This window comes from Allomuricauda sp. ARW1Y1, from assembly GCF_013407935.1.
Classification (GTDB): Bacteria; Bacteroidota; Bacteroidia; order Flavobacteriales; family Flavobacteriaceae; genus Flagellimonas.
This window is the reverse complement of record NZ_JACBZU010000007.1, coordinates 58,463-83,246: the sequence shown is the minus strand read 5'-3', so window position 1 is coordinate 83,246 and position 24,784 is coordinate 58,463. Positions and strand designations below refer to the sequence as shown.

Below are 24,784 nucleotides of genomic sequence, written 5' to 3'. Positions count from 1 at the left end.
TAAGCTGACGCACTTTACAAGATGCGCATGGCCTTTACAAAAGCGCTGTTCCAGTATCCTTCCCGTAATGAGGATACCAGCACGCCTCGTGAGGTTGTGGCGTGAATAAATTTAATGTCCCTTCCATCAACATCAACCACCAATCCAACATGGTTGATGCGTTTTCCGGTTTTGCTCGTCTTGAAAAAGAGCAAATCGCCCTTTTCAACATTGCCGACCCCGATTTTTTGTCCCTCCAGGGCCATCTGGTAGGAGGTGCGTGGGAACATAATGTCGTTTTCCTTTAAGGAAACATAGACCAAACCAGAGCAATCCATGCCTCGTTTGGTGGTTCCCCCATACTTGTACCGGGTTCCAGAATAGGACATCGCCGTAGAAATAATGGCTTCTGCCTTTGCATTTTTTCGCCCCTCTTTTTTGCGTGTGCGTTCAGGGGAAGTGTCTCGTGTGGACCCCTCTACCGTTACGGTTCGGGTCTTGCTGTAGGTGCGTCGTTTTTTGCCGGGGCCACAGGCCATAAGGGCAAAAAACAATAGTAAGATTATGGTTTTACGTAACATCCAAGAATAGATTTACTTTCTTGGATGATAAAACTACACATTTTTCACAATTAATCGAGCAGCTAGTTCACTGGCCCCTTTTCCGCCCAGTTTTTCCTTGAGTTCGACGTAGTCGGATAGTATTCGCTCGCGCTCTGGACCATCCACAATCTTGGTAAGCTCTGCTTTGAGCTGTTTGGTGGTCAAATCATTTTGAATGAGTTCCTTCACCACTTCTCGTTTCATGATCAGGTTGACCAGCGAAATATAATCCAAGGTAATAATGCGCTTCGCAATCTGGTACGAAATCCAGTTGCCCTTGTAGCAGACCACTTGTGGCACTCCAAAAAGGGCGGTTTCCAAGGTTGCCGTTCCACTTGTGACCATGGCGGCGTGGGAGTGTTTGAGCAGGGTGTAGGTTTTGTTGGAAACGTATTCCACTTTGTCACCTTTCAAAAAAGGCGTGTAAAAATCATCTGGGAGACTTGGCGCGCCCGCAATCACAAACTGGTACTCCGGAAAGTCCTTTTTTATGGATAGCATGATCTCTAACATTTTTTGCACCTCCTGTTTTCTACTTCCTGGCAATAGGGCAATAATGGGCTTTTTAGGGTCTAAACCGTTCTCCTTTCTGAAGGTTTCGTTGTCTTGCAAGGGAGTGTTCTCGATGGCATCAATAAGGGGATGGCCTACAAACTGAACAGGGTAGCCGTGTTTTTTTTCATAAAAATCCTTTTCAAAGGGAAGGATAACGTACATCTGGTCGATATCCCGTTTGATTTTGGAAATCCGTCCTTCTCGGGACGCCCAAATTTGGGGTGAGATGTAGTAATTGGTCTTAAACCCGTTGGCTTTTGCCCATTTGGCAATCCTAAGGTTGAACCCCGAGAAGTCGATAAAAATAACTACATCTGGATGGAACTTTTGGATATCCTCCTTACAATAGGCAATGTTCTTAAAAATTGTTGGGATGTTAAGGATGACCTCCAAGAATCCCATAAAGGCCATATCCTTGTAATGCTTGGCCAATTGGCCCCCGGCCTGTTGCATCAAATCACCGCCCCAACAACGGATTTCTGCAGCACTGTCCTCTTTTTTGAGTGCCTTGATCAAATTGGACCCGTGCAGGTCGCCCGATGCTTCGCCAGCGATGATGTAATATTTCATGGGTAAGTGTCCAAGTTCAAAATTCAACCATCAATTTCAAAACCAAAGGTTTAAGCCATTACTTTGTAGGCCAAAATAACCAGTGCCGTAACCAGGGTGGCCAGCATAACGCCTTTGGCGCGTTGGTCCCGTTTGATGCGCAAAAAACCAAAGAAGGCTACCAAATTCAAAATGGCGCCCAACGCCAATAAACTGCCAATATGACCTTGCTCCACGGCAGCATTAAAGGTGGTGGTTACCCCCAAATCGGAAAAAAGGAGTATGTACAGCAAAGTACCAAAGGTATTGGCTATGATTCCTACAATAAATCCTATGATGATTTCTTTTCTATTGTTCATTTAAGTTCCAGTTGTTTATTTGTGGTATGGCGTGATGCGCGGTTAGGTCGAATTGGGTGGGTACTACGGAAATAAAACCGTTGGCCAAGGCCCATTCGTCGGTGTCCTCCCCCTTGTCCAAAAGCTCAAATTCACCCGTGAGCCAGTAGTAATCCTTTCCGGACGGACTGGTCCGTTTGTCGAACTCCTCCTTCCAATTGCCTCTAGCCTGTCTGCAGATACGAATTCCCTTTGGTTCGTTTTCTGTCTTTGGAATGTTTACGTTCAATACGGTCCCTTTGGGAATACCGTGGGTCAGTGCCTCCAACACAATTTTTTTGATAGCGCCGAGTGCAGGCTCAAAATTGGCGTCCCAAGAATAATCGCAGAGGGAGAAGCCGATGGCGGGAATCCCTTCGATACCAGCTTCGATGGCCGCACTCATGGTACCCGAATAAATTACGTTAATGGATGAATTGGAACCATGGTTAATGCCGCTTACGCAGATATCCGGCTTTCGGTCCAAAATCACGCGAAGTGCCAATTTTACACAATCGGCCGGGGTTCCGCTACAACTATATTCGCTTGGGGCACCTTCTTTATGGTCCACGACCACCTTTTTGGAAAAGAGGGTGCTGTCCACCGTAATGGCGTGTCCCATGCCGCTTTGTGGACTGTCCGGAGCCACCACCACCACTTCACCGATCTCTTTCATGGTGCGTATGAGCGCCCTTAGGCCGGGAGCTGTAATTCCATCATCATTGGTGACCAAAATAAGCGGTTTTTCCATCTCGGATAATTTAAGCTATAAAAATACGTTTTTCATAAGGATATGAAGGCCTGGGCGTTTAACAAAAAATTAAATCCGCCTGAAAGGACTGGCACGGTTTTTTCTGTATCTTAGGGAATTCATACAAGTAGAAACGAAGGAAGATACAATGAAGATTTGACAGTATGAGGTCAGATTGTTTCGTTCCGGAAAAATCAGATTATGAAAAAGAACTTTATTTTGGCACTTTTGGTTATTCTTGTCGCAGTCGCCTCCTGCAGCTTTACCAACAAGTCTTTTGATAACGATGACAAGGATAAATTTTTATTGGAATTGATTTCCTACGTATTGGAAAGGGGCCATTATGAGCCCAAAGAGGTGAACGACACCTTTAGTTCCAATGTTTTTGATGACTTTATAGAGGTCATCGACCCCACCAAGCGCTATTTCTTGGAAAGCGACATCAGGGAGTTTGAAAAATACCGCTTCATGATCGATGACGAGATCAGAAATACGGATATCGAGTTTTTCAATGCCGTATATCAAAGGTTGATGGTCCGTATGGATGAGGCCAAGGAAATCTACAAAGAAGTCCTCGCCCAACCATTTGATTACAGTATCGATGAAACCATCGAGATCGATTACGATAAGCAAGAGTTTGCAACCAGCAAAAAAGAACTCAAAGAACGTTGGAGGAAACAATTGAAATACAATACCCTCAACGTATTTGATGATAAAATCGATAACCGAATTGCCGATGCCAACGCCGATGGCAGTCTGAACGCCGACACAGTGATGGCTTTTAACGAGATTCCCAGTTCCATAGATAAGGCTGCAATTGAGGAGGAGGCTAGGGAGGTCACCAAAAATACCTTGGATGAATTTTTCGACTTTGTGGACGATTTGGAACGCAAAGATTGGTTCGTACAGTATTTGAATACCATTGTAGAGGAATTTGACCCGCATACCTTTTATTTTGCTCCCGAGGAAAAGGAGCGTTTCGATATTGGAATGTCCGGAAAGTTTGAAGGAATCGGTGCACGATTGCAAAAGAAACCTGAAGGGGCCAAAATAGTTGAAATTATTTCTGGGGGTCCCGTTTGGAGAGACCAATCCTTGGAGGTTGGAGATCAAATCCTAAAAGTGGGACAAGATGGCGAAGAGCCTATCAATATTGTGGGAATGCGTTTGGAAGATGCCATTAAATTGATCAAGGGCCCAGAAGGTACCGTGGTTGATCTTACCGTTAGGAAAGTGGACGGCACGATTGAAACCGTTTCCATTACCCGCGATGTAGTGGAATTGGAGGAATCTTATGCAAAATCTGCGACCATTGACGCTGGGAACGAAAAATTTGGATTGATCAATCTCCCAAAATTCTATGTTGATTTTGAGGATTATTCCGAAAGAAATGCAGCGACCGATGTTGCCAAGGAATTGGAACGACTCAAAGAGGCCGGTGCCGAAGGAATCATTCTCGATCTCCGTGACAATGGAGGAGGATCTCTGAAGACTGTGGTGGAAATGGCAGGATTGTTCATTAAGGATGGTCCTATCGTTCAAGTACGTTCTTCGGGTCAGCGAAAAGAAGTCCATGAAGACAAGGATGAGCGTATCCAGTGGGATGGTCCCTTGGTCATCTTGGTGAATGAATTGTCTGCCTCTGCCTCCGAGATATTGGCAGCTGCCATGCAAGATTATAAACGAGCGGTCATCATAGGGAGCAAACAAACCTTTGGTAAGGGAACCGTTCAAAACGTGATTCCTTTGGATGGCATTGTTCGAGGAAACGAACACGGTGATTTGGGAGCCATCAAACTAACGACCCAGAAGTTTTACCGAATCAATGGAGGCTCCACACAGTTGGAAGGTGTAAAAAGTGATATTGTAGTTCCAGACAGATATAGCTATATCGATTTGGGTGAGCGCGATCAGCAGAATCCATTGGGTTGGGATAAAATCACACCAGCCGACTATGAGGTTTGGGACGGTTACATTGATTTTGACGATGCTGTAAAAAAGAGCAAGGACCGTATGGCCACCAACGAACAAATTAAGCTTATCGAAGAAAATGCCAGATGGGTGAAGGAGCAACAGGATGAAAACCTGATTTCCTTGAGATATGACGATTACATCTCAAAGGAGCAAGAAGCGAAAAAACGCGCAGAAAAGTTTAAGAGCCTGAGGGATTACGATTCCAAGTTATCGTTCAGTTCCTTGCAGTACGAAAAGGAATTGTTCACACAAGATTCCGTGCTTCGTGAGAAAAGGAACAGATGGCACCAAGATTTGGCTAGGGATATTTATGTGGAAGAGGCCGTGAATGTGCTTAGAGATCTTCATCAAAACAATATCAAAAAGAAGGAGAGCGAACTGGCCAGTGTCAATAAAGGATAAACTGACCACATCATACGAATGCAAGCCAACTCAAAATGAGTTGGCTTTTTTATTTATTTTCGCCCCAATTCAAGCGACTTAGGCATCAAATGAGAAAAAGAACGATTTATACCCTGCTCATGTTGGTTTGTATTGTGGGTTTTTGGCTATTCGAAAACTTTTATACGCCGGCTACTTATTCGGATCCAAGCAAATCCAAGGCGAATATGGCTGCTTCCGGGTTTTTACCGAGTTCCACAACGGGTGAAATCGTAGAGCATTCGTATTATACCTTGTCCTATAGTGAACCGCACGAACAAGCCGAATGGGTGGCTTATACCCTCAAACAAGAACATTTGACCTACGACGATAGGGAACGTCCTTATTTTATAGAAGACCCCAAAGTAAGTACAAGGTCGGCCGACTGGCGCAATTATCGAGGGTCTGGATATGATCGTGGACATTTGTGCCCGGCAGGTGATCGCCGCTTTTCGGAACAGGCCTACAATGAAACTTTTTATACCAGTAACATAAGCCCGCAGGACAGGGATTTTAATGCAGGTGTTTGGAACCGATTGGAACAGAAGGTCCGCTATTGGTGCAAGAAATATGGTGATTTGATGGTGATTACGGGGGGAGTGTTGGAAAATGACCTTCTGGAGATAGGCGATGAAGATGTGGATGTGCCCAAATCCTATTACAAAATTGTGATGCGCGGTAAAGCCAAAGATGCCAGAGCTTTGGGTTTTTTGATACCGGCCAAGGAAAGTCAGCAACCCTTGGAGCAGTTTTTGGTACCTATCGATGAGATCGAAAAAAGAACGGGCATCGATTTTTTTGAAACGCAGGCGCAGGACTGGCAGTCCAACATCGAGTCCGAAGTGAAGGGTAGGGATTGGAAGTTCTAGATACCGTCCTTCAATCGGTTTGAGTCCAGTTTTAGGAAGATGAACAACAACATCGTAAAGAAAATGAGTCCAGAACCACCATAGCTAAAAAATGGCAAGGGCACGCCAATGGTGGGCAATAATCCAATGACCATTCCAATGTTGATAAAATAGTGGAACACCAAAATGGAAATCACTCCATAGCCATACATGCGGCTAAAATCACTTTTTTGCCGCTCCGCAATATAAATCAATCGTAAAAAGAACAACGAGAACAATAGGATAACGGTTGAGGTGCCCAGAAAGCCCCATTCTTCTCCTACCGAGCTGAAAATATAGTCGGTGTGCTGCTCGGGTACAAAATCGCCCTTGGTTCGGGTACCTTCCAAAAATCCCTTTCCGGTAAAGCCGCCAGATTCAATGGCTTTTTCGGATTGATAGGTATTGTAGCCGATTGTTTTTCGGATTTCATCCAGTTTTTCCTCATCCTTTTCCAAACTCAACCAAAGGGCAAAGCGGTCGCGGTGACGCTGTTCAAACACATTTTCGAACACGAAATTTACAGATAGCGAAAAGAGGATAGCAACTACAATGACTCCCAAGACTGGCAATATGGGAATCTTTACGGAAGCCTTTTTGAAGGTGTAGACAAGCAGTGTCAAAATAACCAGTCCAATGGCGACCCAAACAGTGCCAAACATTAGGGTGGTTGCAAATAGGACTACAGCGAAAATGAGGATACCCAAATAATATATGGGGAATCCTTCCCTAAAAAGGACAAAAAACAGGGAAAAATAGATGAGGGAACTCCCCGGGTCGGGCTGGGGAAGTATCAGCACAGCTGGCAACAGAATAATGACCAAAGCATATATCTGGTGTCTTCCGGTGCGGATGTCAGTTTGGATATCGCTCAAAAATTTGGCCAGTGCCAGCGACGTTCCAACTTTGGCCAACTCGGAGGGTTGGAGGTTAAAAAAACCTAAATCATACCAAGAAGTTGCCCCTGCAATGGTTTTACCAAAGACGAAGAGTCCCAGCAACAACACGATGGACACAATGTAAAAGATGGATGCAAATCGTTCAAAGAATTGTGACTCCACAAAAAGGACAAATAAAATACCCAAGGCTGCCAGTCCGATAAAAAAGAGCTGTTTTCCATAGAGCGTGGAAAAATTGAAAAGGGAGATGTCTGCTTCCCCTACGGAAGTAGAGTAGATATTGAGCCACCCGATAAATACCAAGAGGGCGTAGAGGATGACGGAAACCCAATCCAACCTTCCGAAAGGTCCTCTACCAGACATATTCGTTGATTTCAAAGGGTTCACCGCTGTACGGCTTGGCATACTCGTGCTCCAACGTTTTTTCCAGCATTCGTTTTTCCAAATCTTTTCTGGTGATTTCTCCTTTGATATACTTTTCAATCAATAGGGAAGCGATATGTCCAGCATAACGGGCACCATAATATCCATTTTCAATGTAAACCGCTAAGGCGATCTGTGGGTTCTCCACCGGGGCAAAGGCTACAAAAACGGAGTGGTCCGTTAGCTGCATACGTTCACCATCCACGCGTATGTAATTCTCAACCGTACCCGTCTTTCCGGCAATATCGATCCCTGGAATTTTGAGCCATCTGGCAGTACCGTAATTGTAAACGTTGGCCATGCCCTCGATTACAGGGTCAAAATGTTTTCGGTCGATGGTTGTGTAGCGGGGCTCGGTATATTCGGGGTTAATGTCACCTTTATTACCTATACTTTTGATAACGTGCGGTGTGTAAAAATAACCACGGTTGGCAATAGCAGCCGTCATATTGGCCAGTTGTAAGGGTGTGGCAGCGATTTCGCCTTGGCCAATGGAATTGGAAATAATGGTGGAAGCAGCCCATCGGCCATTCCCATACCATTTATCATAATAGGCCACATCAGGAATTCTACCAGGGGCTCCGGTGGGAAGGTCGGTGCCCAAGAAATCGCCCAAGCCAAAGCTTTTCATATGCTTTTCCCAAACGGACATTCCTTCGTCCGTGGTATTATATTTGTCAAAAATCTTCCTAAAAACCCCGGCAAAATAGGCATTACAGGATTGGTAGATGCCAGAATTCAAGTCGCGGACACCACCTCCGCAATGACAGCCCCTCAAGGTGTTGCCAACGTAAAACCCATGATAGCATCTAAAATTGGTATCTTCATCAATCACACCTTCTTGAAGACCGATCAGCGCATTTAGGGTCTTAAAAGGCGAACCTGGTGAAGGTTGTGCCAAAATGGAACGGTCCCAAGTGGGTTTGGCTATGGTATCGTAATGTAACTTGCTGTAGTTTTTGGAACGTTCGCGACCTACCAATAGGGCGGGGTCGTAGGTGGGTCCCGATATCATCGCCAATATTTCCCCGGATTTGGGCTCAATGGCCACAATACCACCGCGTTTACCGTGCATCAATTTTTCCCCATATTCCTGCAAGGTCTTGTCCAAGGTGATATGGATTTCCTTGCCTTGTTGCGGCAGTGTATCCAATTTCCCATCTTTATAAGGTCCAATATCCCGATTAAAGCGGTCTTTTTGGATGTGTTTCACACCTTTTTGTCCCCTAAGGATTTCCTCATACTGCTGTTCAATACCAGTTCGCCCCTTTAACTCTCCTGCAACATAGTAAGGGTTGTTCTTAAGGTCCCACTCGTTAACCTCACTGATATACCCCAAAACATTGGCGGCACTTTTGGTGTTGTAATAGCGCAACGACCTTTTTTGGATATAAAAACCGGTAAAATGGCGCATTTTTTCCTGAAGCTTGGCATAATCCTCCTTGGAAAGTTGGGGTACCAAAACCGATGGGAGCCGAGGGGAGTACCTTCGGGCTTTTTCCATTTTGGAAAGAAACTCAGGTTTGTCAATGCCCAGCAGGCTACAGAATTCAATTGTGTCCAATGGTTTTACCTCCCGTGGGATGACCATCACATCATAAGCCGGTTGATTGCCCACCAAAAGTTTGCCGTTCCTATCGTAAATGTAGCCGCGTTCGGGATAGTCATATACTTTTTTGATGGCCGGATCGTCCAGTATTTGGTCCGGCGAAAAACGGAACAATTGCAAATAGGAAAGCCTACCGATAAAGGTAAATCCTATGAGCACAATAATGGAGGATAGCAATAATTTTTTCATGACCAATCTAAATTCTTGGGCGTCAATATATACCCAACGATAAAAACTACGTTTTTATTCGCTCTTTGGACTAAAAAGTGAACTGAATAATACACAAAGTATTAAAGTTACCATGCCCGTAGCAAGAACTTTTTTCAAAATTAATAGGATATGGGCGATACTTAAAATTTCAAACGAAAAGAATATCAAATGATGTAGTATCACCAATAGGGCCAAAAAGGTGACCCGTTGTACCTTGGTCGTATTTTTAAAACTGAAACTTTGGAAATCATAGTTCACTCCAAAACAAAAGCGCATGATCGACGGTCGGGCATAGGCAATGGTTACGGAAGCCAGTGCATTGAGCGCCAAGGTGTCCGAAAAAATATCGATGACCAGCCCCAACAAAAAGGCGCTCAGTATAAAAACGGCCCTATTTCCTTTGATGGGATACCAATAAAAGAAGATTACGTACACAAAGGGATTGATGAACCCTAAAAAGTTCAGGTTGTTGAAAATGAGCACCTGCGTGATGACCAGCAGTACAAAACGTAAGATATTTATGATTAGGGTGCTGCTCATTCTATTGTCCTTGATTCAAGTTCTTCGATTTCTTCCCTTTCCTTGTTCTCGATGAGATATACATTTTTGATGTTGGCCATATCTGAAAACAGTTCAACATCGATATTATAAAAGCTTTGGGAAGCGTTCAGGTCGTATTTTTTGATGGTTCCAATAGGTACATTTTCCGGAAAAATGCTGGACATTCCCCCTGTAACAATGGTGTCGCCTACGACTACCGGAACCAATCGGGGAATATCGATAAGCTGGACCACCCTGTAATTTTTCGCATCCCAAATCAAGGAGCCGAAGTATTCTGTACCCTTAATTTTTGCGTTGATATTGGATTTGGTGTTGAGCACGCTTTGCACGGTGGCAAAGTTGGTCGAAACGTTTTCCACGATACCTAAAATACCATCTGTGGTGATTACCCCCATATCCTGATGAACGCCGTCTTTTTCCCCTTTGTCAATGGTCACATAATTACGAGGGGATGTAAAACTGTTCTTGATGAGCTTGGCGTTGAGCACTTGGTATACGGCCAAAGTGGAATCCAAGGGGGCTACGCTGTCATCTTGGGCATTGAACAGCATTTTTCGCAGCCGTTGGTTTTCCTCAACCAATCTTTTGTTTTCCTTTTTTAAATTGAAATAGGAAGAAACATCGGCCCCAGCACCATAAATACTTCCGGACACCCATCGTGAAGAATTAAAGAACTTGGATTGATGGTAGGAATGCGATCGGATGGTCATCACCAAGGCGATAAACGCAAAAAACACATATAGGAATGTATTTCGGTAGCGTAAAACAAAATTGATGATGCGTTGCATGCAATCGTATCGTTAAGAAGGTTTTTCAACTCCTTGAAGGTAATAGAACCGGAGGTAATACGGCACTATTTTATCAAAATACTTTTATAGCGTTCCAAGTTTTTGAGCGCAATCCCTGTACCGCGAACAACAGCTCTCAATGGATCTTCGGCAATGTAAACAGGTAGGTCGGTTTTTTGTGAAAGCCTTCTGTCCAATCCGCGGAGCATAGAACCACCACCTGCCAAATAGATCCCGGTATTGTAGATATCGGCCGCAAGTTCGGGCGGAGTTTGGGAAAGCGTTTCCATAACAGCGTCTTCCACGCGCAAAATACTTTTATCCAAAGCCTTGGCAATTTCCCGATACGAAACCTGCACCTGTTTGGGTTTTCCGGTCAAAAGATCGCGACCTTGAATGGACTTGTCCTCTGGTGGGGATTTTAAATCTTCCGTGGCCGAACCAATTTCTATTTTGATGGCTTCGGCGGTACTTTCGCCCACATACAGGTTATGCTGTGTACGCATGTAATATATGATGTCGTTGGTGAAAACGTCACCCGCAATTTTTACGGATTTGTCACAAACGATACCCCCAAGCGCAATCACCGCAATTTCGGTAGTACCACCACCTATGTCCACGATCATGTTCCCCTTGGGCTGCATAATGTCCAGACCGATACCAATGGCCGCTGCCATGGGCTCGTGGATCAAATAGACCTCTTTACCGTTTACACGTTCGGCAGACTCACGTACCGCTCGCATTTCTACTTCCGTAATGCCGGAAGGAATACAAATGACCATTCGCAGGGCGGGAGGGAACCATTTTTTCTTGAGTGCCGGAATGTTTTTGATGAACATGCTGATCATCTTTTCCGAGGCATCAAAGTCAGCGATGACCCCATCCTTCAACGGTCGTATGGTCTTGATGTTTTCATGGGTCTTCCCCTGCATCATATTAGCTTCGCGGCCTACCGCGATTATTTTCCCCGATACACGGTCCCTCGCTACAATGGAAGGACTGTCAACCACCACCTTGTCCAAGTGGATGATCAGGGTATTTGCAGTACCAAGGTCAATGGCTATTTCCTCGGTCATGAAATCAAAGAATCCCATACAAATCGTCTGTTTTTCGGATTAACGGTAAAAATTATCGGCTAAAGTACTAAAATTAATGTTTAAAATGCCTAGTACCAGTCATCACCATGGATAATCCATTTTCATTGCAATAATCAATGCTCAATTGGTCCTTGATGGAGCCTCCTGGTTGAATTACACTTTTGATGCCTGCCTTGTCCGCAATTTCCACACAATCGGGGAACGGGAAGAAGGCATCACTGGCCATTACGGCCCCTTCCAAATCAAAATCGAAGGACTTTGCTTTATGAATGGCCTGGTTCAAGGCATCCACACGTGAAGTCTGTCCGGTTCCACTGGCGCAAAGCTGTTTGTTTTTTGCCAAAACAATGGTGTTGCTTTTGGTATGCTTGCATAGTTTGGAAGCAAAAATCAAATCTTCTATCTCCCTAGAGGTCGGTTTTTTGTCCGTAACTGGATTCAAATCTTCTTTGGAGTCGGTTTTGGAATCTTTATCCTGAACCAATACACCGTTCAAACAGGTTCTTACCAATGTTTCGGGCAATTCAATATCATTTTGAATCAAAATAATCCTGTTCTTCTTGCCTTTCAAGATCTCTAAGGCCTCATCAGTATAACTTGGAGCGATGACCACTTCGCAGAACAGATTATGAATTTCTTCGGCAGTTGCTTTGTCGATTTCCACATTGGAAATCAAAATACCGCCAAAGGCAGAAACCGGGTCACCGGCCAAAGCATCCACATAGGCTTGTTTTATGGTGCTTCGAGTGGCCAATCCGCAAGCATTGTTGTGTTTGAGGATGGCAAAAGTAGGGTCGTCGTTCTTGAATTCGCCCATCAAATTTACGGCGGCATCCACATCCAACAGGTTGTTGTAGGATAACTCCTTTCCGTGCAGTTTGGTGAACATGGCATCAAAATCGCCAAAGAAGAACCCTTTTTGGTGCGGGTTTTCTCCGTAGCGCAACACCTTACCTTTGGTCTCACTAATTTTCAACACGGTTTCTTCTTTCTCTTTGTTGAAGTAATTGAAGATGGCCGTGTCGTAATGGGATGAAATATTGAACGCCTTGGTGGCAAAACGTTTGCGGTCTTCCAAGGTCGTGCTACCGTTTCCTTCCGAAATTACGTTCAAAAAGTCTTCATAATCTTCCATGGACGATACGCAGAGTACATCCTTGAAGTTTTTGGCAGCAGCCCTGATGAGGGAAATACCGCCGATATCGATTTTTTCGATAATGTCCTGTTCCGATGCACCACTGGCAACCGTTTTTTCAAAAGGGTACAAATCGACGATGACAATGTCCAATTGCGGAATATCGAATTCCTTCATTTGGGACACGTCACTTTCATTGTCCTGCCTATTCAAAATGCCTCCAAAAACCTTGGGGTGCAATGTTTTTACACGCCCACCCAAAATGGAAGGGTAACTGGTCACGTCTTCTACGGGCACCACATCGATACCGAGGTCGCGGATAAATTTTTCGGTACCCCCTGTGGAGTAAAGGGTTACACCGAGTTCGTCCAGCTTTTTTACAATAGGTTCCAGTCCGTCTTTATGGAAAACGGAAATCAATGCAGCGGAGGCTTTTTTGGCAGTACTCATTTCTATCTTAAAAATCAATTTCTTAAGCGTACAAAAGTACTTGTTTTAGCCCTAAAAAGCAGTACGGGTTATCAACAAATTCGGAGAAGTTTTACAGGATCTCCGCCACGTGTCGGTTGATGAATTCCAAAAAACGTTCATCCTCCTCCGTAAACGGATCAGGTGTATTGGAATCGATGTCGATTTGGCCCACATTCTCCCCGTTTACAAATAGCGGGACTACAATCTCCGCTTTGACGGTTATGCTGCAAGCGATATAGTTGTCCTGGGCGGCCACATCCGGTACCACGAAGTTCTGGTTGCTCACAGCCACTTGACCGCAAATACCTTTTCCAAAGGGGATAATGGTATGGTCGGTAGGGGCTCCAGCGTAGGGCCCTAGCTTCAACTCTTCCTTGTCACCATTTTTAAAATAAAACCCTACCCAATCGTAATGGTCAACGTTGTTGCGCAAAAGTTCACAGATGTCGCCCAAACGGGTGTCCACAGATTTGCTTTCGTCTTTAACGATATCAAGTATTTTGGGTTCCAATGATTTTAGCATGAACTATTCTTTTTTGCAAATGTATTGAATCGTGGATTTGTCCGGCAAATTAAATGAAACTTACCCTGCCAAAGCAATAAACTTTTGTTAATGGAAACAGTTCAGTCCTAGAATTTGTATTTTTGCAACGAATGAAGCAAGTTTTTAATCAAATACTATCCTCTTTGATGGCCCTTTTGGTTTTGGCCTCCACAGTTTCTTGGACGGTGGACAAGCATTTGTGTATGGGCCGGGTAATGGATATTTCCTTGTTTTTGCATGCCGATGACTGCGGGATGGAATCTGCAATGACTGCCATGAAGGATGATAACGTTCAAAATCCCTGCTGTGAAGATGAATCGTTTACCATAACTGGACAGGAGAATCTCAAACTTTCTTGGAACGACCTTGATTGGGACCACCAAGTATTTTTGGTAACTTTTGCCCATTCCTATACGGAGCTTTTCGTTTCACTCAAGGAACGTCCGCTTCCCAATGAACAATACCCGCCACCGAAACTGGTCAAGGACATTCAAGTATTGGACCAGGTCTTTTTAATTTGATTATTTGAATTAGAACCGAACACCCGTCTCTTTTTTGATTCGGGCACCATCTTTTGCTAAAAGAATTCTAATTCAATTTTATCATTTTAATGAGAACAATTTTAATCATCATATGCTGTCTTCCATTTTTGGCGAGTGCCCAAGATACCGTCCAAGGTATGGTAATGGAAGGAAATACAAACAACGAACATATAGGTCTGCCAGGAGCCAATGTATACTGGTTGGACTCACCCATCGGAACCATGACCAAGGACGATGGAACATTTTCCATTCCCTATTCCGATAAGTACAATAAGTTAATCATCAGTTTTGTGGGGTTTAAAACCGATACCTTGACAATTGACGAACCTAAAATGGTCCACCATTGGCTACAGCCTTCAAATGCCTTGGATGAGGTCGTGGTGGAACAGAAAAAGGAGGCTGTTCAAAAAACCATCTTTTCGGCGCAAAACGTGGTTACGGTGAACAGTGCGGAACTTTTAAAGGCTGCCTGTTGCAACCTTTCCGAAAGTTTTGAGACCAATCCGGCCATCGACGTCAATTTTAACGATGCGCTTACAGGAACCAAACAAATTGAAATGTTGGGACTGACCAGTCCTTATTTGTTGATCACGCAAGAAAATATTCCAATGGTCCGCGGTGCATCGCAATCTTTTGGGCTCACATTTACCCCGGGGACCTGGGTCGAAAGCATCCAGATTACCAAAGGCGCTGGAAGCGTGATCAATGGCTACGAAAGTATCTCGGGGCAAATCAATACCGAACTCCAAAAACCATTAACGGACGTTCCCGTTTTTGTGAACGGATATGCGAATCTCAACGGGCGTTTGGAACTGAATACACATCTCAACACTAAGGTGTCCGACAAATGGAGCACTGGTTTGTACATCCACGGAAACCGCAGGGATGTTGAGGTCGACAACAACGACGACAACTTTTTGGATATGCCTTTATCCAATCAGGTGAATATTATGAACCGATGGCAATACCAAAACCTGGAAAAGGGTTGGGTTAGTTTTTTGAACGTTCGCTACCTTAATGATGAAAAGCAGGTAGGGGAGTCGGGTTTCAATCCAGAAACGGATCGGTTTACCACGAATGCTTGGGGAAGTGAAATAGACACCGAGCGTTTTGATGGTTCCGTAAAGTTGGGCTACGTGTTTCCAAATTTGCCCTTTCAGAGTTTTGGCTTTCAGGCATCCTATAGCCATCATGCGCAGAATTCATACTATGGCTTTAATACGTATGATATTGATCATGAGAGCATCTATTCCAATCTGATGTTCAATTCGATCATTGGGAATACAAAGCATAAGTTTAAAACAGGAATTTCGTTTGCCTACGATGGTTACGATGAATTGGTAAACGGAACTACCTTTGCGCGGTCGGATAGATCGGCAGGAGCGTTTTTTGAGTACAGTTATACCAATCTGGAAAAATTGAGCCTTACCGCAGGGGCCCGTTTTGATACCCATAATCGCTTGGGCAACTTTTTCACCCCTAGAATACATTTGCGCTATACGCCTTGGGAAAATGGGAGTTTTCGAGGCTCCTTTGGCCTTGGCAGGAGAGCTGCCAATATTTTTGCAGAGAACCAGCGCATGTTCGCTTCATCCAGGACCATTCAGTTAAATGGGAACGGCGGTTCTGTGTATGGGTTTGATCCCGAAAAAGCAGTGAATTACGGATTGAGTTTTATTCAAAAATTCCGTTTGTTCGATAGGCCAGGGGATTTCAGCATCGATTTTTACCGCACCGACTTTGAAAACCAGATCGTAGTGGACTGGGAAAACCCCAGAGAGGTCACTTTTTCCAATCTAGATGGTGAAAGCTATGCCAATAGCCTTCAGGTGGAACTGAACCATGCTGTTTTGCGTAATGTAGAAGTACGCACGGCCTATAAATTTTACGATGTTAAAACCGATTATCAGACGGGACTATTGCAAAAACCGATACAAGCGCGACATCGATTTTTTACCAATATCGGCTATAATACCCAACCCAAGGACAACGGGGCACAATGGCGTTTCGATTATACCTTTAATTTGTTGGGTGAACAACGATTGCCCAGCACTGCTGCCAATCCCGTGGAATATCAATTGGGGGAATTTGCTGACGGATATAGTTTGATGAACGCCCAAGTGACCAAGGTATTTTCGGATAAATTCGAAGTGTATATTGGCGGTGAGAATTTGACTAATTTTAGACAATATAATGCCGTGCTAGGTGCAGATGACCCTTTTGGCGAATTTTTTGATACGACCATTGTGTACGCACCGATTTTTGGAAGAATGCTCTATATGGGCTTTAGATTTAAAATTTAACCTTATAAAATGTATATCATGATAAAAAGAATAACAGTTATCGCAATCATGCTGGTTTCCGTTGTGGGAATGGCACAGGACAAAAACAAGAAAATGACTTTTGAAGTCGATGGCAAATGTGAAATGTGCAAAATGCGCATAGAAAAGGCTGCTTTGGGAGTTACTGGAGTGAAGTATGCTTCTTGGGACATCCCAACACATCAGTTATCCTTGGTGATGGATGAGAGAAAAACAAACTCCATGCAAATTAAATCCGCTATCGCCGCCGTAGGACACGATACCAAGGAGTTAAAGGCGACCCAAGAGGCATACGACGCCGTACACCCTTGTTGCAAGTATAGGGAAGACAATACGGATGACAGCGGTTCCCACAAAAAGGATAACCATTAATGCAACATACCTATGCCATAACTGGAATGACCTGCAGTGGTTGTGCTGCATCCGTAAAGGAACAACTTTCCAAGGTTTTGGGCGTGGAGAAGGTGGATGTGGATTTGGACAAGGCCGAAGCTACCATTGTCATGGAGCAACATGTGCCTTTGCAACAATTAAAAGATGCATTGTCCCAAAAATATGGGATTTCTTTTAAGGAGGACCATTTGGCTGCTAACAGTGAAGCTGTTGATAAATCCAAATGGGAACAATTGAAGCCACTGTTCCTGATATTTGGTTATTTGTTTGTTGCTGCATTCTTGCTCAATTACAAAAACTGGAGCACCACCAATGCCATGCTGGATTTTATGGGTCTTTTTTATATCGTTTTCAGCTTTTTTAAGTTGTTGGACCTTAAGGGTTTTCCCGAAAGTTTTAGAATGTATGACCCCTTGGCTCGGGCAGTGCCGTTCTATGACAAGGTTTACCCATTTTTAGAACTGGTTTTGGGATTACTTTTTTTGATGCGCTTCCAGATTCAGTTGGCATTGATAGTGACCTTGCTCATTTTGGGGATAACCACCTATGGGGTGACCAAATCGTTGTTGGACAAAAAAAGCATCCGATGCGCCTGTTTGGGAACCGCTTTGAACCTCCCCATGACAGAGGCTACCTTTATTGAGAATGTCATCATGTTGGTGATGGCACTCATCATGCTGTTTCAGATGGGGTAGTGTTGGTTGTTTTGGTTAATTTTTAGCCAAATCCATTGTGCGGATTCAATTCTGAAATACATTTACATCGGTTTTTAATTTATTGACTGATGAAACAAGCAAAGTCAAACGGAAAGTCTTCTCCTGCCAAAGCTGTAAAGCCTGTATTGAAGAAGACCGCCCAAGCTACTGGAAAAAAGAAGTAACTTGGTTTTGGTTCTCACAAAGGACCTTATAACAGAACAAAAAAGAAAACGCCCCGATGCAAATCGGGGCGTTCCTGTTTTTATTCGGATAATGATGTTTTTACATCATACCTGGCATTCCACCGCCGCCCATTGGAGGCATGGCTGGTGCATCTTCCTTAATATCGGTCAATGCACACTCTGTGGTCAAGATCATTCCAGCTACGGATGCTGCATTTTCCAAAGCAATACGGGTTACTTTCTTGGGATCGATGATTCCTGTTTTAAGCATGTCCACATATTGATCGGATTTGGCATCGTAACCGAAGTCTTTTTTGCCTTCCAAAACCTTGGCGATAACCACAGAGCCTTCACCACCAGCATTCTCTACGATGGTACGCAATGGAGATTCGATGGCTTTGGCCACGATTTGTACACCTGTGGTCTCATCCAATGATTCGGTTGCCAATTTTTCAAGTACCTTTTTGGCTCGTACCAAGGCAACACCACCACCGGCAACAATACCTTCCTCTACGGCAGCACGGGTAGCGTGCAAGGCATCGTCCACACGGTCTTTCTTCTCTTTCATTTCCACTTCGGAGGCTGCGCCTACATAAAGTACGGCAACACCACCGGCCAATTTGGCCAAACGCTCCTGAAGTTTTTCCTTGTCGTAATCAGAGGTAGTGGTCTCAATCTGAGCTTTGATTTGGTTTACCCTAGCTTTGATGTCAGAGGCATTCCCGCTACCGTTTACGATTGTAGTATTGTCCTTGTCAATGGTCACGGTCTCAGCAGTACCCAACATATCCAAAGAAGCATTTTCCAAAGAGAAACCTCTTTCTTCGGAAATTACGGTACCACCTGTCAAGATGGCGATGTCTTCCAACATGGCCTTTCTTCTGTCACCAAAACCAGGTGCTTTAACTGCGGCAATCTTAAGTCCACCTCTCAATTTGTTTACCACCAAAGTTGCAAGGGCTTGGCCTTCTACGTCTTCGGCAATGATCAAAAGGGGTCTTCCGGATTGTGCTACGGGCTCAAGGATAGGAAGGATTTCCTGTAAATTGGAGATTTTCTTGTCGAAAAGAAGAATGTATGGGTTCTCCAAATCTGCAATCATCTTGTCGGTGTCGGTTACAAAGTAAGGAGATAGGTATCCTCTGTCAAATTGCATACCTTCAACAACGTCAACATAAGTGTCGGTACCTTTGGCTTCTTCCACAGTGATTACCCCTTCTTTTCCAACTTTTGCGAATGCTTTGGCGATCAAGTCACCGATGGCATCGTCGTTGTTGGCTGAAATGGAGGCAACCTGCTTGATTTTATCAGAGTCGTTACCAACTTTTTTGGCTTGTTTTTCCAAATCGGCCACCAAAGCTTCAACAGCCTTGTCAATTCCGCGTTTTAGGTCCATTGGGTTGGCACCTGCAGCCACGTTTTTAAGCCCTTCTTTTACGATAGCTTGTGCCAAAACAGTAGCGGTAGTGGTACCGTCACCGGCTTGGTCGTTGGTTTTGGAAGCAACTTCCTTCACCATTTGTGCACCCATATCTTCCAGGGCGTCTTCCAATTCAATTTCTTTTGCAACGGAAACACCATCTTTGGTTACTTGTGGTGCTCCAAAGGACTTGCTGATGATTACGTTTCTACCTTTTGGTCCCAAGGTCACTTTTACGGCCTCGGCCAACTTGTCAACGCCTCGTTTCAGTCCGTCACGTGCATCAATGTCAAACTTAATATCTTTTGCCATCTCTATCTAGTTGATTTTTTAGTTATACAATTGCCAAAATATCGCTTTCGCGCATCATCAAATAGTCGGTTCCATCGAACTTCAGTTCGGTACCGGCATATTTTCCATATAGAACGGTATCACCTACCTTAACGGTCACTTTTTCGTCCTTGGTTCCAGGTCCAACGGCCACAACGGTTCCTTTTTGAGGTTTCTCTTTAGCGTTGTCCGGGATAATGATACCGGAGGCAGTTTTGGTCTCGGCCTGTAGAGGCTCGATCAAAACCCTATCTGCCAATGGTTTGATATTTACTTTAGCCATATTTTAAATGATTTAGATGTTTATTTTAAAATTTCTTGAATCAAAATGACAGAAATTGTGCCAATGCCCGAAAACTGACATTCTGGAAAACAAAAATGCCAGCTTGTCATTTCAAGCTGGCATTTTTCTATGCTTTGTCACTGGAAACTATCCAATGGTGTCCACTGGACTAGTCGTGTTGGCCGGTGGAAGTTGTTCAGGAACTTCCTCTGGAACCGTTTCTGGTATTTCGGTATCGTCGCCTTGAAGTAGTTTGGAGTCTGCTTGGCTGTAGTTTCCTTTTAGGGATACATTGGAAAGCAGTATCAAAACAATCAATAAGGTGGCCAAAGTCCAAGTACTCTTGTCCAAAAAGTCCCCTGTCTTTTTAACACCACCAACAACTTGGTTGCCGCCTCCTCCAAAAGATGAGGACAAACCACCTCCTTTAGGGTTCTGGACCATAATGACCAAGACCAACAAAAGGCACACGATAATGATCAATACCAAAAAAATTGTAAACGTGCTCATTTCTTATCTTTTTCTTGCTGCAGCTTCTTCACCGCCTGAATTTGATCTGCAAAGAAACCACTTTTTTCTGGATATTTCAAACTCAATATTTTGAACGCTTGAATGGCTTTTTTATACTTTTTTTGCTCCAAGTACACCTTGGCCAAGGTCTCTGTCATCAACTCGTTTTGGTTGATTTTTGTGGACTCCTTAATATTGACTTTTGGGTTGTTTTCCTTTGGAACTATCTTAGGATTGTTGGCAATGAACTTATCCAGGAGCTCAAATTTCTTTTTGCGCTCCAATTCTTCCATCACGTCTTCCTGACTATTTTCAGGCTCTTCGCCCTTTGAAGTCAATTGAAGCCATTCGGTAAAGGAGTGTTTTTCCTTTTTGGTGAAGGGCAGAGGCTTGCCCAGCTGCAGGTCGGTTTCTTTTGTTTCTTCATCCGCTTTTTCTGGGGATACCTCTGGCTTTCTGGATTCGAACAGCTCAGGATTCAGGATTTGTTCGGCATCACCCAAGTTTTGAGGCAAAGCTGCTTCTTCGGCCTCGGTAAGCATACTCGCGGCATTGGGATTGGGCTGAATCTCCTCCGAAACGGCCTCTTGGTCTTCCAGTTTGGCGCCTCTACCAGCAATGGTATCGGCAATATTGTTCTGTATGAATTCCTTGGATGTGATGTAATCAAAAAGTACATCCCTGTCCGCAGTGTGTGCGGCGGTAACCTTTAAGGCGTTGTTGTATTTGTAACTGTCCAGATTTTTGAGTCCCTTCAAATGCAGTGCACGCGCTGCCTGAAAATAAGGGTATTCCTCAATAATATCCTCCAGTTCCCTCGTCTGACTTGGCGAGAGTATGGTGTTCGCATTCTGAAGGATATGTATAAAATCTGCAACGTTCATAACTAATTACCAATTGCCCAAGGACGCATTGAAAATATCCTGGGTAAGTCGTTCAAAAATTTCTTCGTGTGCGGCTGCCTGCACGGAAGGTAGTGGGGCGGCGGCATCAAAATCATAAAAGAAAGAAAACCGCTTTTCAAAATCCGCATCTTCCTTGGTTGTATTAAAAAACCGAACATTCACGCTCATGGTGAGGCGGTTCTGTGCTGTCCGCTGGTCGGCTGTGGCCGTCATGGGAACCACTTTGTATTCCACGATTTCGCCTTCATAAAGGAGGTCGCCATTGCTTCCGGTAAGTGACAAACTGGTAAGGTCGTTGATCAAATCCTGAAGCGCCAGGGTAAAGTCGCGGTCCAGTCCGGGTACAATAATGGATCCTGGGGTCTGGTCGGCATAATTTTGAAAAAAGTTGACCTGAAAGCTTTGTGCAGTCCCGATATCAGCCCCGGAAAAATTGTAAGCCCCACAGCTCTGCAGGAAGAAAACAAATCCGAACAGTACCGATTTTAGTATATTTTTCTTGATTGTATTCATTTGTAATCTTGACTTCAAATTAAAGGTCGTACTGTTTTATTTTTCGATAGAGCGTTCTTTCCGAGATGCCCAGTTCTGCTGCGGCTGCTTTTCGTTTTCCTTTGTTGCGCTCCAACGATTTTTTGATCAATTCGATTTCTTTTTCCTGTAAAGATAGGGTTTCTTCTTCTTCAATTTCTTCGGCAAAATGGTATCTGTCCTCCGGTGGCTGCTGCGTGGAGTGGGTGGGTGCCGCCTCCACAACAGGCTCGGGAAGGTGTAGCAGTTCGGCAGCCGTACTTTCTTCGTGATCAATGTCTTCCTCTTCTTGGTTGCCGTAAATTTTTCTGATCAAACCTTCGTTTTCCCGTTGCACCTTATTGGAATCATTGTCCTTCAAAAGTTCCAGGGTCAGCTTTTTAAGGTCGTTAAGGTCACTTTTCATATCAAAAAGCACCTTGTACAAAATCTCGCGTTCGTTGCTGAAATCACTTTCTTTTTTGGCCTGGCCAATCACTGCTGGTAAATTGGAACCGCTGGAATTGGGCAGATAACTGTTCAATGTGGCTGCTGTAATGTTACGGTTTTCTTCTAGTACAGAGATTTGCTCGGCAATGTTCCTCAGCTGACGAATGTTACCGGGCCAGCGATATTTAAGTAATAGTTCCACGGCATCATCTTCCAATCGGATGGTGGGCATTTTATACTTTTGACCAAAATCGGAGGCGAATTTTCGGAACAGCAAATGGATATCATCACGACGATCACGTAGCGGCGGTAGATTGATTTCCACTGTGCTCAATCGATAATACAAATCTTCCCGGAACTTTTCTTTTTCAATTGCCTCGAACATATTGATGTTGGTGGCGGCCACAATGCGCACATTGGTTTTTTGAACCTGGGAGGAACCCACTTTCAAAAATTCGCCATTTTCCAATACCCGTAACAATCGCACTTGGGTGGTCAGTGGCAATTCTCCCACCTCGTCCAAAAAGATGGTTCCCCCATCGGCCACTTCAAAATAACCGCTACGGGTTTGTGTGGCCCCGGTAAACGCACCTTTTTCGTGCCCAAAGAGTTCACTGTCAATGGTTCCCTCGGGAATGGCGCCGCAGTTTACCGCAATATACTTGGCATGTTTGCGGTGGCTTAAGGAATGGATGATCTTGGGAATGGATTCCTTTCCCACACCACTTTCACCGGTTACCAATACCGAGATGTCGGTAGGGGCAACCTGTATGGCCTTTTCAATGGCGCGATTGAGCTTCACATCGTTACCGATGAGCTCGAACCGTTGTTTTATGGATTGTACACTTTCCATATATTTTTGTTCCTACGTGGCAGGAATCTTTTTTAGTTCAGCATTGTGATTCGGCCACATACCCGCCCGTGGGGCAAGAGTTGGTCATCCGTGCACAATGCAAATGGTTATCAATTGTTTTTTGAATATCCCACCGCTTCCCCGATAAGGGTGGCAGAGGTGCAATCGTTGATTTTGACGTTTACAAAATCCCCAACCTTGTAATGTTCCTTTGGAAACACTGCGACGGTGTTCTGGGAATTTCGTCCCATCCAGTGGGCATCCGATTTTTTGGAAGTTCCCTCAATCAGGATTTCCTCTATTTTTCCAACATGCTGCTGGGTGCGATAATGGCTGTGCTTTTGCTGCAGTTCGATGATTTCCGTCAACCTTCTTTTCTTTGTGGCTTCAGGTACATCGTCCTCCATTTTCCGTTCGGCAAGGGTTCCCGGACGCTCGGAATAGGCAAACATAAATCCAAAATCATATTTCACGTACTCCATCAAACTCAACGTGTCTTGATGGTCCTCCTCCGTTTCGGTGGGGAAGCCGGTGATCATATCCTGACTGATGGCACAATCCGGAATAATTCTTTTGATGTTATCGATCAATTCAAAATACTCTTCACGGGTGTGCAAACGGTTCATCGCTTTTAGGATGCGATTGCTTCCACTTTGTACGGGAAGATGGATGTACTTACAGATATTTTCGTATTTCGCCATGGCCTCGATGACGTCCAAGGTCATGTCTTGAGGATTGGAGGTGGAAAAGCGAATACGCATTTTGGGTTGGGCCTGGGCTACAAGCTCCAAAAGCCCTGCAAAGTTCACCGAAGTGGCCTTTTGTATTTCGGAAGCTTTGTCAAAATCCTTTTTCAATCCGCCCCCATACCAAAGGTAACTGTCCACATTTTGCCCCAAAAGTGTAATTTCCTTGAATCCTTTTTCCCAAAGATCGTTTACCTCTTCCAAAATGGACTGAGGGTCCCGGCTACGCTCCCTGCCGCGGGTAAAGGGAACCACACAGAAGGTGCACATATTATCGCATCCACGGGTTATGGATACAAAGGCGGATACCCCATTGGTGTTCAGTCGCACTGGAGCTACGTCTCCATAGGTTTCTTCTTTGGAAAGAATGACGTTTACCGCATTTCTGCCTTCGTCGATTTCTTGGATCAGGTTGGGCAGGTCTTTGTAGGCATCGGGCCCCACGACCATATCCACAATTTTTTCCTCTTCCAAAAACTTGCTCTTCAAACGCTCGGCCATACATCCCAATACCCCAACTTTCATATGGGGTTTGGTGCGTTTTACGGCGTTGAACTTCTCCAGGCGTTTGCGTACCGTTTGTTCCGCTTTTTCGCGAATGGAACAGGTATTCACCAAAACCAAATCGGCATCGTCCAAGTTTTGGGTGGTATTGAAACCTTCCTTTGCCAAAATGGACGCTACGATTTCGCTATCGGAAAAGTTCATTTGGCAGCCGTAGCTTTCTATGTAGAGCTTTCGGCCGTTACTTTGATTGCTATCCAGCGATAGGGCAGTTCCTTGTTGGCTTTCGTCTATTATTTTTTCCAC

Annotated in this window: 24 protein-coding genes; 6 read left to right on the top strand and 18 right to left on the bottom strand. The window is 44.4% G+C overall.

Features of this window, described 5'->3' with window-relative positions; translation table 11 throughout:
• Positions 1 to 14 precede the first annotated feature (14 nt).
• Genes GGE08_RS15100 through surE form a run of 4 tightly spaced genes read right to left on the bottom strand, consistent with a single transcriptional unit; the run spans position 15 to position 2,813 of the window.
• Complete coding sequence (locus GGE08_RS15100; protein ID WP_179385715.1) at positions 15 to 560, bottom strand: C40 family peptidase; 546 nt, start codon at positions 558 to 560, stop codon at positions 15 to 17.
• Between the two features lie 33 nt (positions 561 to 593).
• Complete coding sequence (gene lpxB, locus GGE08_RS15095; RefSeq protein ID WP_179385714.1) at positions 594 to 1,706, bottom strand: lipid-A-disaccharide synthase; 1,113 nt, start codon at positions 1,704 to 1,706, stop codon at positions 594 to 596.
• Positions 1,707 to 1,756: 50 nt separating this feature from the next.
• Positions 1,757 to 2,044 carry a hypothetical protein gene (locus tag GGE08_RS15090; protein ID WP_179385713.1) on the bottom strand — a complete coding sequence of 96 codons (288 nt, stop codon included), beginning with the start codon at positions 2,042 to 2,044 and terminating at the stop codon, positions 1,757 to 1,759.
• The gene (surE, locus tag GGE08_RS15085; RefSeq protein WP_179385712.1) at positions 2,034 to 2,813 is read right to left on the bottom strand and encodes a 5'/3'-nucleotidase SurE; all 780 of its coding nucleotides are present in this window, start codon (positions 2,811 to 2,813) and stop codon (positions 2,034 to 2,036) included. The genes GGE08_RS15090 and surE overlap by 11 nt, the downstream gene beginning before the upstream one ends.
• Before the next feature lie 201 nt (positions 2,814 to 3,014).
• Between surE and GGE08_RS15080 the strand changes: the two genes are divergently transcribed.
• Together GGE08_RS15080 and GGE08_RS15075 are read left to right on the top strand one after the other, a co-directional pair.
• Positions 3,015 to 5,189: a carboxy terminal-processing peptidase gene (locus tag GGE08_RS15080; protein WP_179385711.1), complete on the top strand. Its 2,175-nt coding sequence runs from the start codon at positions 3,015 to 3,017 to the stop codon at positions 5,187 to 5,189.
• A gap of 89 nt (positions 5,190 to 5,278) precedes the next feature.
• Positions 5,279 to 6,076 carry a DNA/RNA non-specific endonuclease gene (locus tag GGE08_RS15075; protein WP_179385710.1) on the top strand — a complete coding sequence of 266 codons (798 nt, stop codon included), beginning with the start codon at positions 5,279 to 5,281 and terminating at the stop codon, positions 6,074 to 6,076.
• Here the strand turns inward: GGE08_RS15075 and rodA are convergent.
• The 7 genes from rodA to GGE08_RS15040 all read right to left on the bottom strand — a co-directional run bounded on the left by rodA (position 6,073) and on the right by GGE08_RS15040 (position 13,810).
• Entirely contained in the window at positions 6,073 to 7,356 is a 1,284-nt protein-coding gene (gene rodA, locus GGE08_RS15070; RefSeq protein ID WP_179385709.1) for a rod shape-determining protein RodA, read from the bottom strand. The two genes, GGE08_RS15075 and rodA, sit on opposite strands and share 4 nt — an antisense overlap.
• Positions 7,346 to 9,214, bottom strand: coding sequence for a penicillin-binding protein 2 (locus GGE08_RS15065; RefSeq protein ID WP_179385708.1), 1,869 nt, complete (start codon positions 9,212 to 9,214; stop codon positions 7,346 to 7,348). The genes rodA and GGE08_RS15065 overlap by 11 nt, the downstream gene beginning before the upstream one ends.
• A 54-nt stretch (positions 9,215 to 9,268) precedes the next feature.
• Positions 9,269 to 9,775 carry a rod shape-determining protein MreD gene (locus GGE08_RS15060; protein WP_179385707.1) on the bottom strand — a complete coding sequence of 169 codons (507 nt, stop codon included), beginning with the start codon at positions 9,773 to 9,775 and terminating at the stop codon, positions 9,269 to 9,271.
• Positions 9,772 to 10,584 (bottom strand): rod shape-determining protein MreC, encoded by an 813-nt coding sequence (gene mreC, locus GGE08_RS15055; RefSeq protein ID WP_179385706.1) that lies wholly within the window; start codon positions 10,582 to 10,584, stop codon positions 9,772 to 9,774. Before mreC ends, GGE08_RS15060 begins: the two co-directional genes overlap by 4 nt.
• A gap of 65 nt (positions 10,585 to 10,649) precedes the next feature.
• Complete coding sequence (locus tag GGE08_RS15050) at positions 10,650 to 11,678, bottom strand: rod shape-determining protein (protein WP_127138234.1); 1,029 nt, start codon at positions 11,676 to 11,678, stop codon at positions 10,650 to 10,652.
• A gap of 55 nt (positions 11,679 to 11,733) precedes the next feature.
• Positions 11,734 to 13,266, bottom strand: coding sequence for a bifunctional phosphoribosylaminoimidazolecarboxamide formyltransferase/IMP cyclohydrolase (gene purH / locus GGE08_RS15045; protein WP_179385705.1), 1,533 nt, complete (start codon positions 13,264 to 13,266; stop codon positions 11,734 to 11,736).
• Between the two features lie 91 nt (positions 13,267 to 13,357).
• Positions 13,358 to 13,810, bottom strand: coding sequence for a GAF domain-containing protein (locus GGE08_RS15040; protein WP_179385704.1), 453 nt, complete (start codon positions 13,808 to 13,810; stop codon positions 13,358 to 13,360).
• A gap of 131 nt (positions 13,811 to 13,941) precedes the next feature.
• Between GGE08_RS15040 and GGE08_RS15035 the strand changes: the two genes are divergently transcribed.
• The 4 genes from GGE08_RS15035 to GGE08_RS15020 all read left to right on the top strand — a co-directional run bounded on the left by GGE08_RS15035 (position 13,942) and on the right by GGE08_RS15020 (position 17,782).
• Complete coding sequence (locus GGE08_RS15035) at positions 13,942 to 14,352, top strand: HYC_CC_PP family protein (RefSeq protein WP_257024047.1); 411 nt, start codon at positions 13,942 to 13,944, stop codon at positions 14,350 to 14,352.
• 89 nt (positions 14,353 to 14,441) lie between these two features.
• Entirely contained in the window at positions 14,442 to 16,676 is a 2,235-nt protein-coding gene (locus GGE08_RS15030; protein ID WP_179385703.1) for a TonB-dependent receptor, read from the top strand.
• 18 nt (positions 16,677 to 16,694) lie between these two features.
• Positions 16,695 to 17,066 carry a heavy-metal-associated domain-containing protein gene (locus GGE08_RS15025; protein ID WP_179385702.1) on the top strand — a complete coding sequence of 124 codons (372 nt, stop codon included), beginning with the start codon at positions 16,695 to 16,697 and terminating at the stop codon, positions 17,064 to 17,066.
• The gene (locus GGE08_RS15020) at positions 17,066 to 17,782 is read left to right on the top strand and encodes a heavy-metal-associated domain-containing protein (protein ID WP_179385701.1); all 717 of its coding nucleotides are present in this window, start codon (positions 17,066 to 17,068) and stop codon (positions 17,780 to 17,782) included. Before GGE08_RS15025 ends, GGE08_RS15020 begins: the two co-directional genes overlap by 1 nt.
• Positions 17,783 to 18,067: 285 nt before the next feature.
• Here GGE08_RS15020 and groL read toward each other — a convergent pair whose 3' ends face one another.
• The 7 genes from groL to miaB form a co-directional block, all read right to left on the bottom strand.
• Positions 18,068 to 19,699 carry a chaperonin GroEL gene (gene groL, locus GGE08_RS15015; protein WP_179385700.1) on the bottom strand — a complete coding sequence of 544 codons (1,632 nt, stop codon included), beginning with the start codon at positions 19,697 to 19,699 and terminating at the stop codon, positions 18,068 to 18,070.
• A 22-nt stretch (positions 19,700 to 19,721) separates the two neighbouring features.
• The gene (gene groES, locus GGE08_RS15010) at positions 19,722 to 20,000 is read right to left on the bottom strand and encodes a co-chaperone GroES (protein WP_014032184.1); all 279 of its coding nucleotides are present in this window, start codon (positions 19,998 to 20,000) and stop codon (positions 19,722 to 19,724) included.
• A gap of 147 nt (positions 20,001 to 20,147) precedes the next feature.
• Positions 20,148 to 20,510, bottom strand: coding sequence for a preprotein translocase subunit SecG (gene secG / locus GGE08_RS15005; RefSeq protein ID WP_179385699.1), 363 nt, complete (start codon positions 20,508 to 20,510; stop codon positions 20,148 to 20,150).
• Positions 20,507 to 21,394 carry a hypothetical protein gene (locus tag GGE08_RS15000; protein ID WP_179385698.1) on the bottom strand — a complete coding sequence of 296 codons (888 nt, stop codon included), beginning with the start codon at positions 21,392 to 21,394 and terminating at the stop codon, positions 20,507 to 20,509. The genes secG and GGE08_RS15000 overlap by 4 nt, the downstream gene beginning before the upstream one ends.
• A 6-nt stretch (positions 21,395 to 21,400) precedes the next feature.
• Complete coding sequence (locus GGE08_RS14995; RefSeq protein WP_179385697.1) at positions 21,401 to 21,928, bottom strand: LptE family protein; 528 nt, start codon at positions 21,926 to 21,928, stop codon at positions 21,401 to 21,403.
• Positions 21,929 to 21,947: 19 nt separating this feature from the next.
• The gene (locus GGE08_RS14990; RefSeq protein WP_179385696.1) at positions 21,948 to 23,228 is read right to left on the bottom strand and encodes a sigma-54 interaction domain-containing protein; all 1,281 of its coding nucleotides are present in this window, start codon (positions 23,226 to 23,228) and stop codon (positions 21,948 to 21,950) included.
• Positions 23,229 to 23,338: 110 nt separating this feature from the next.
• Positions 23,339 to 24,784, bottom strand: a complete 1,446-nt coding sequence (gene miaB, locus GGE08_RS14985; RefSeq protein WP_179385742.1) for a tRNA (N6-isopentenyl adenosine(37)-C2)-methylthiotransferase MiaB — start codon at positions 24,782 to 24,784, stop codon at positions 23,339 to 23,341.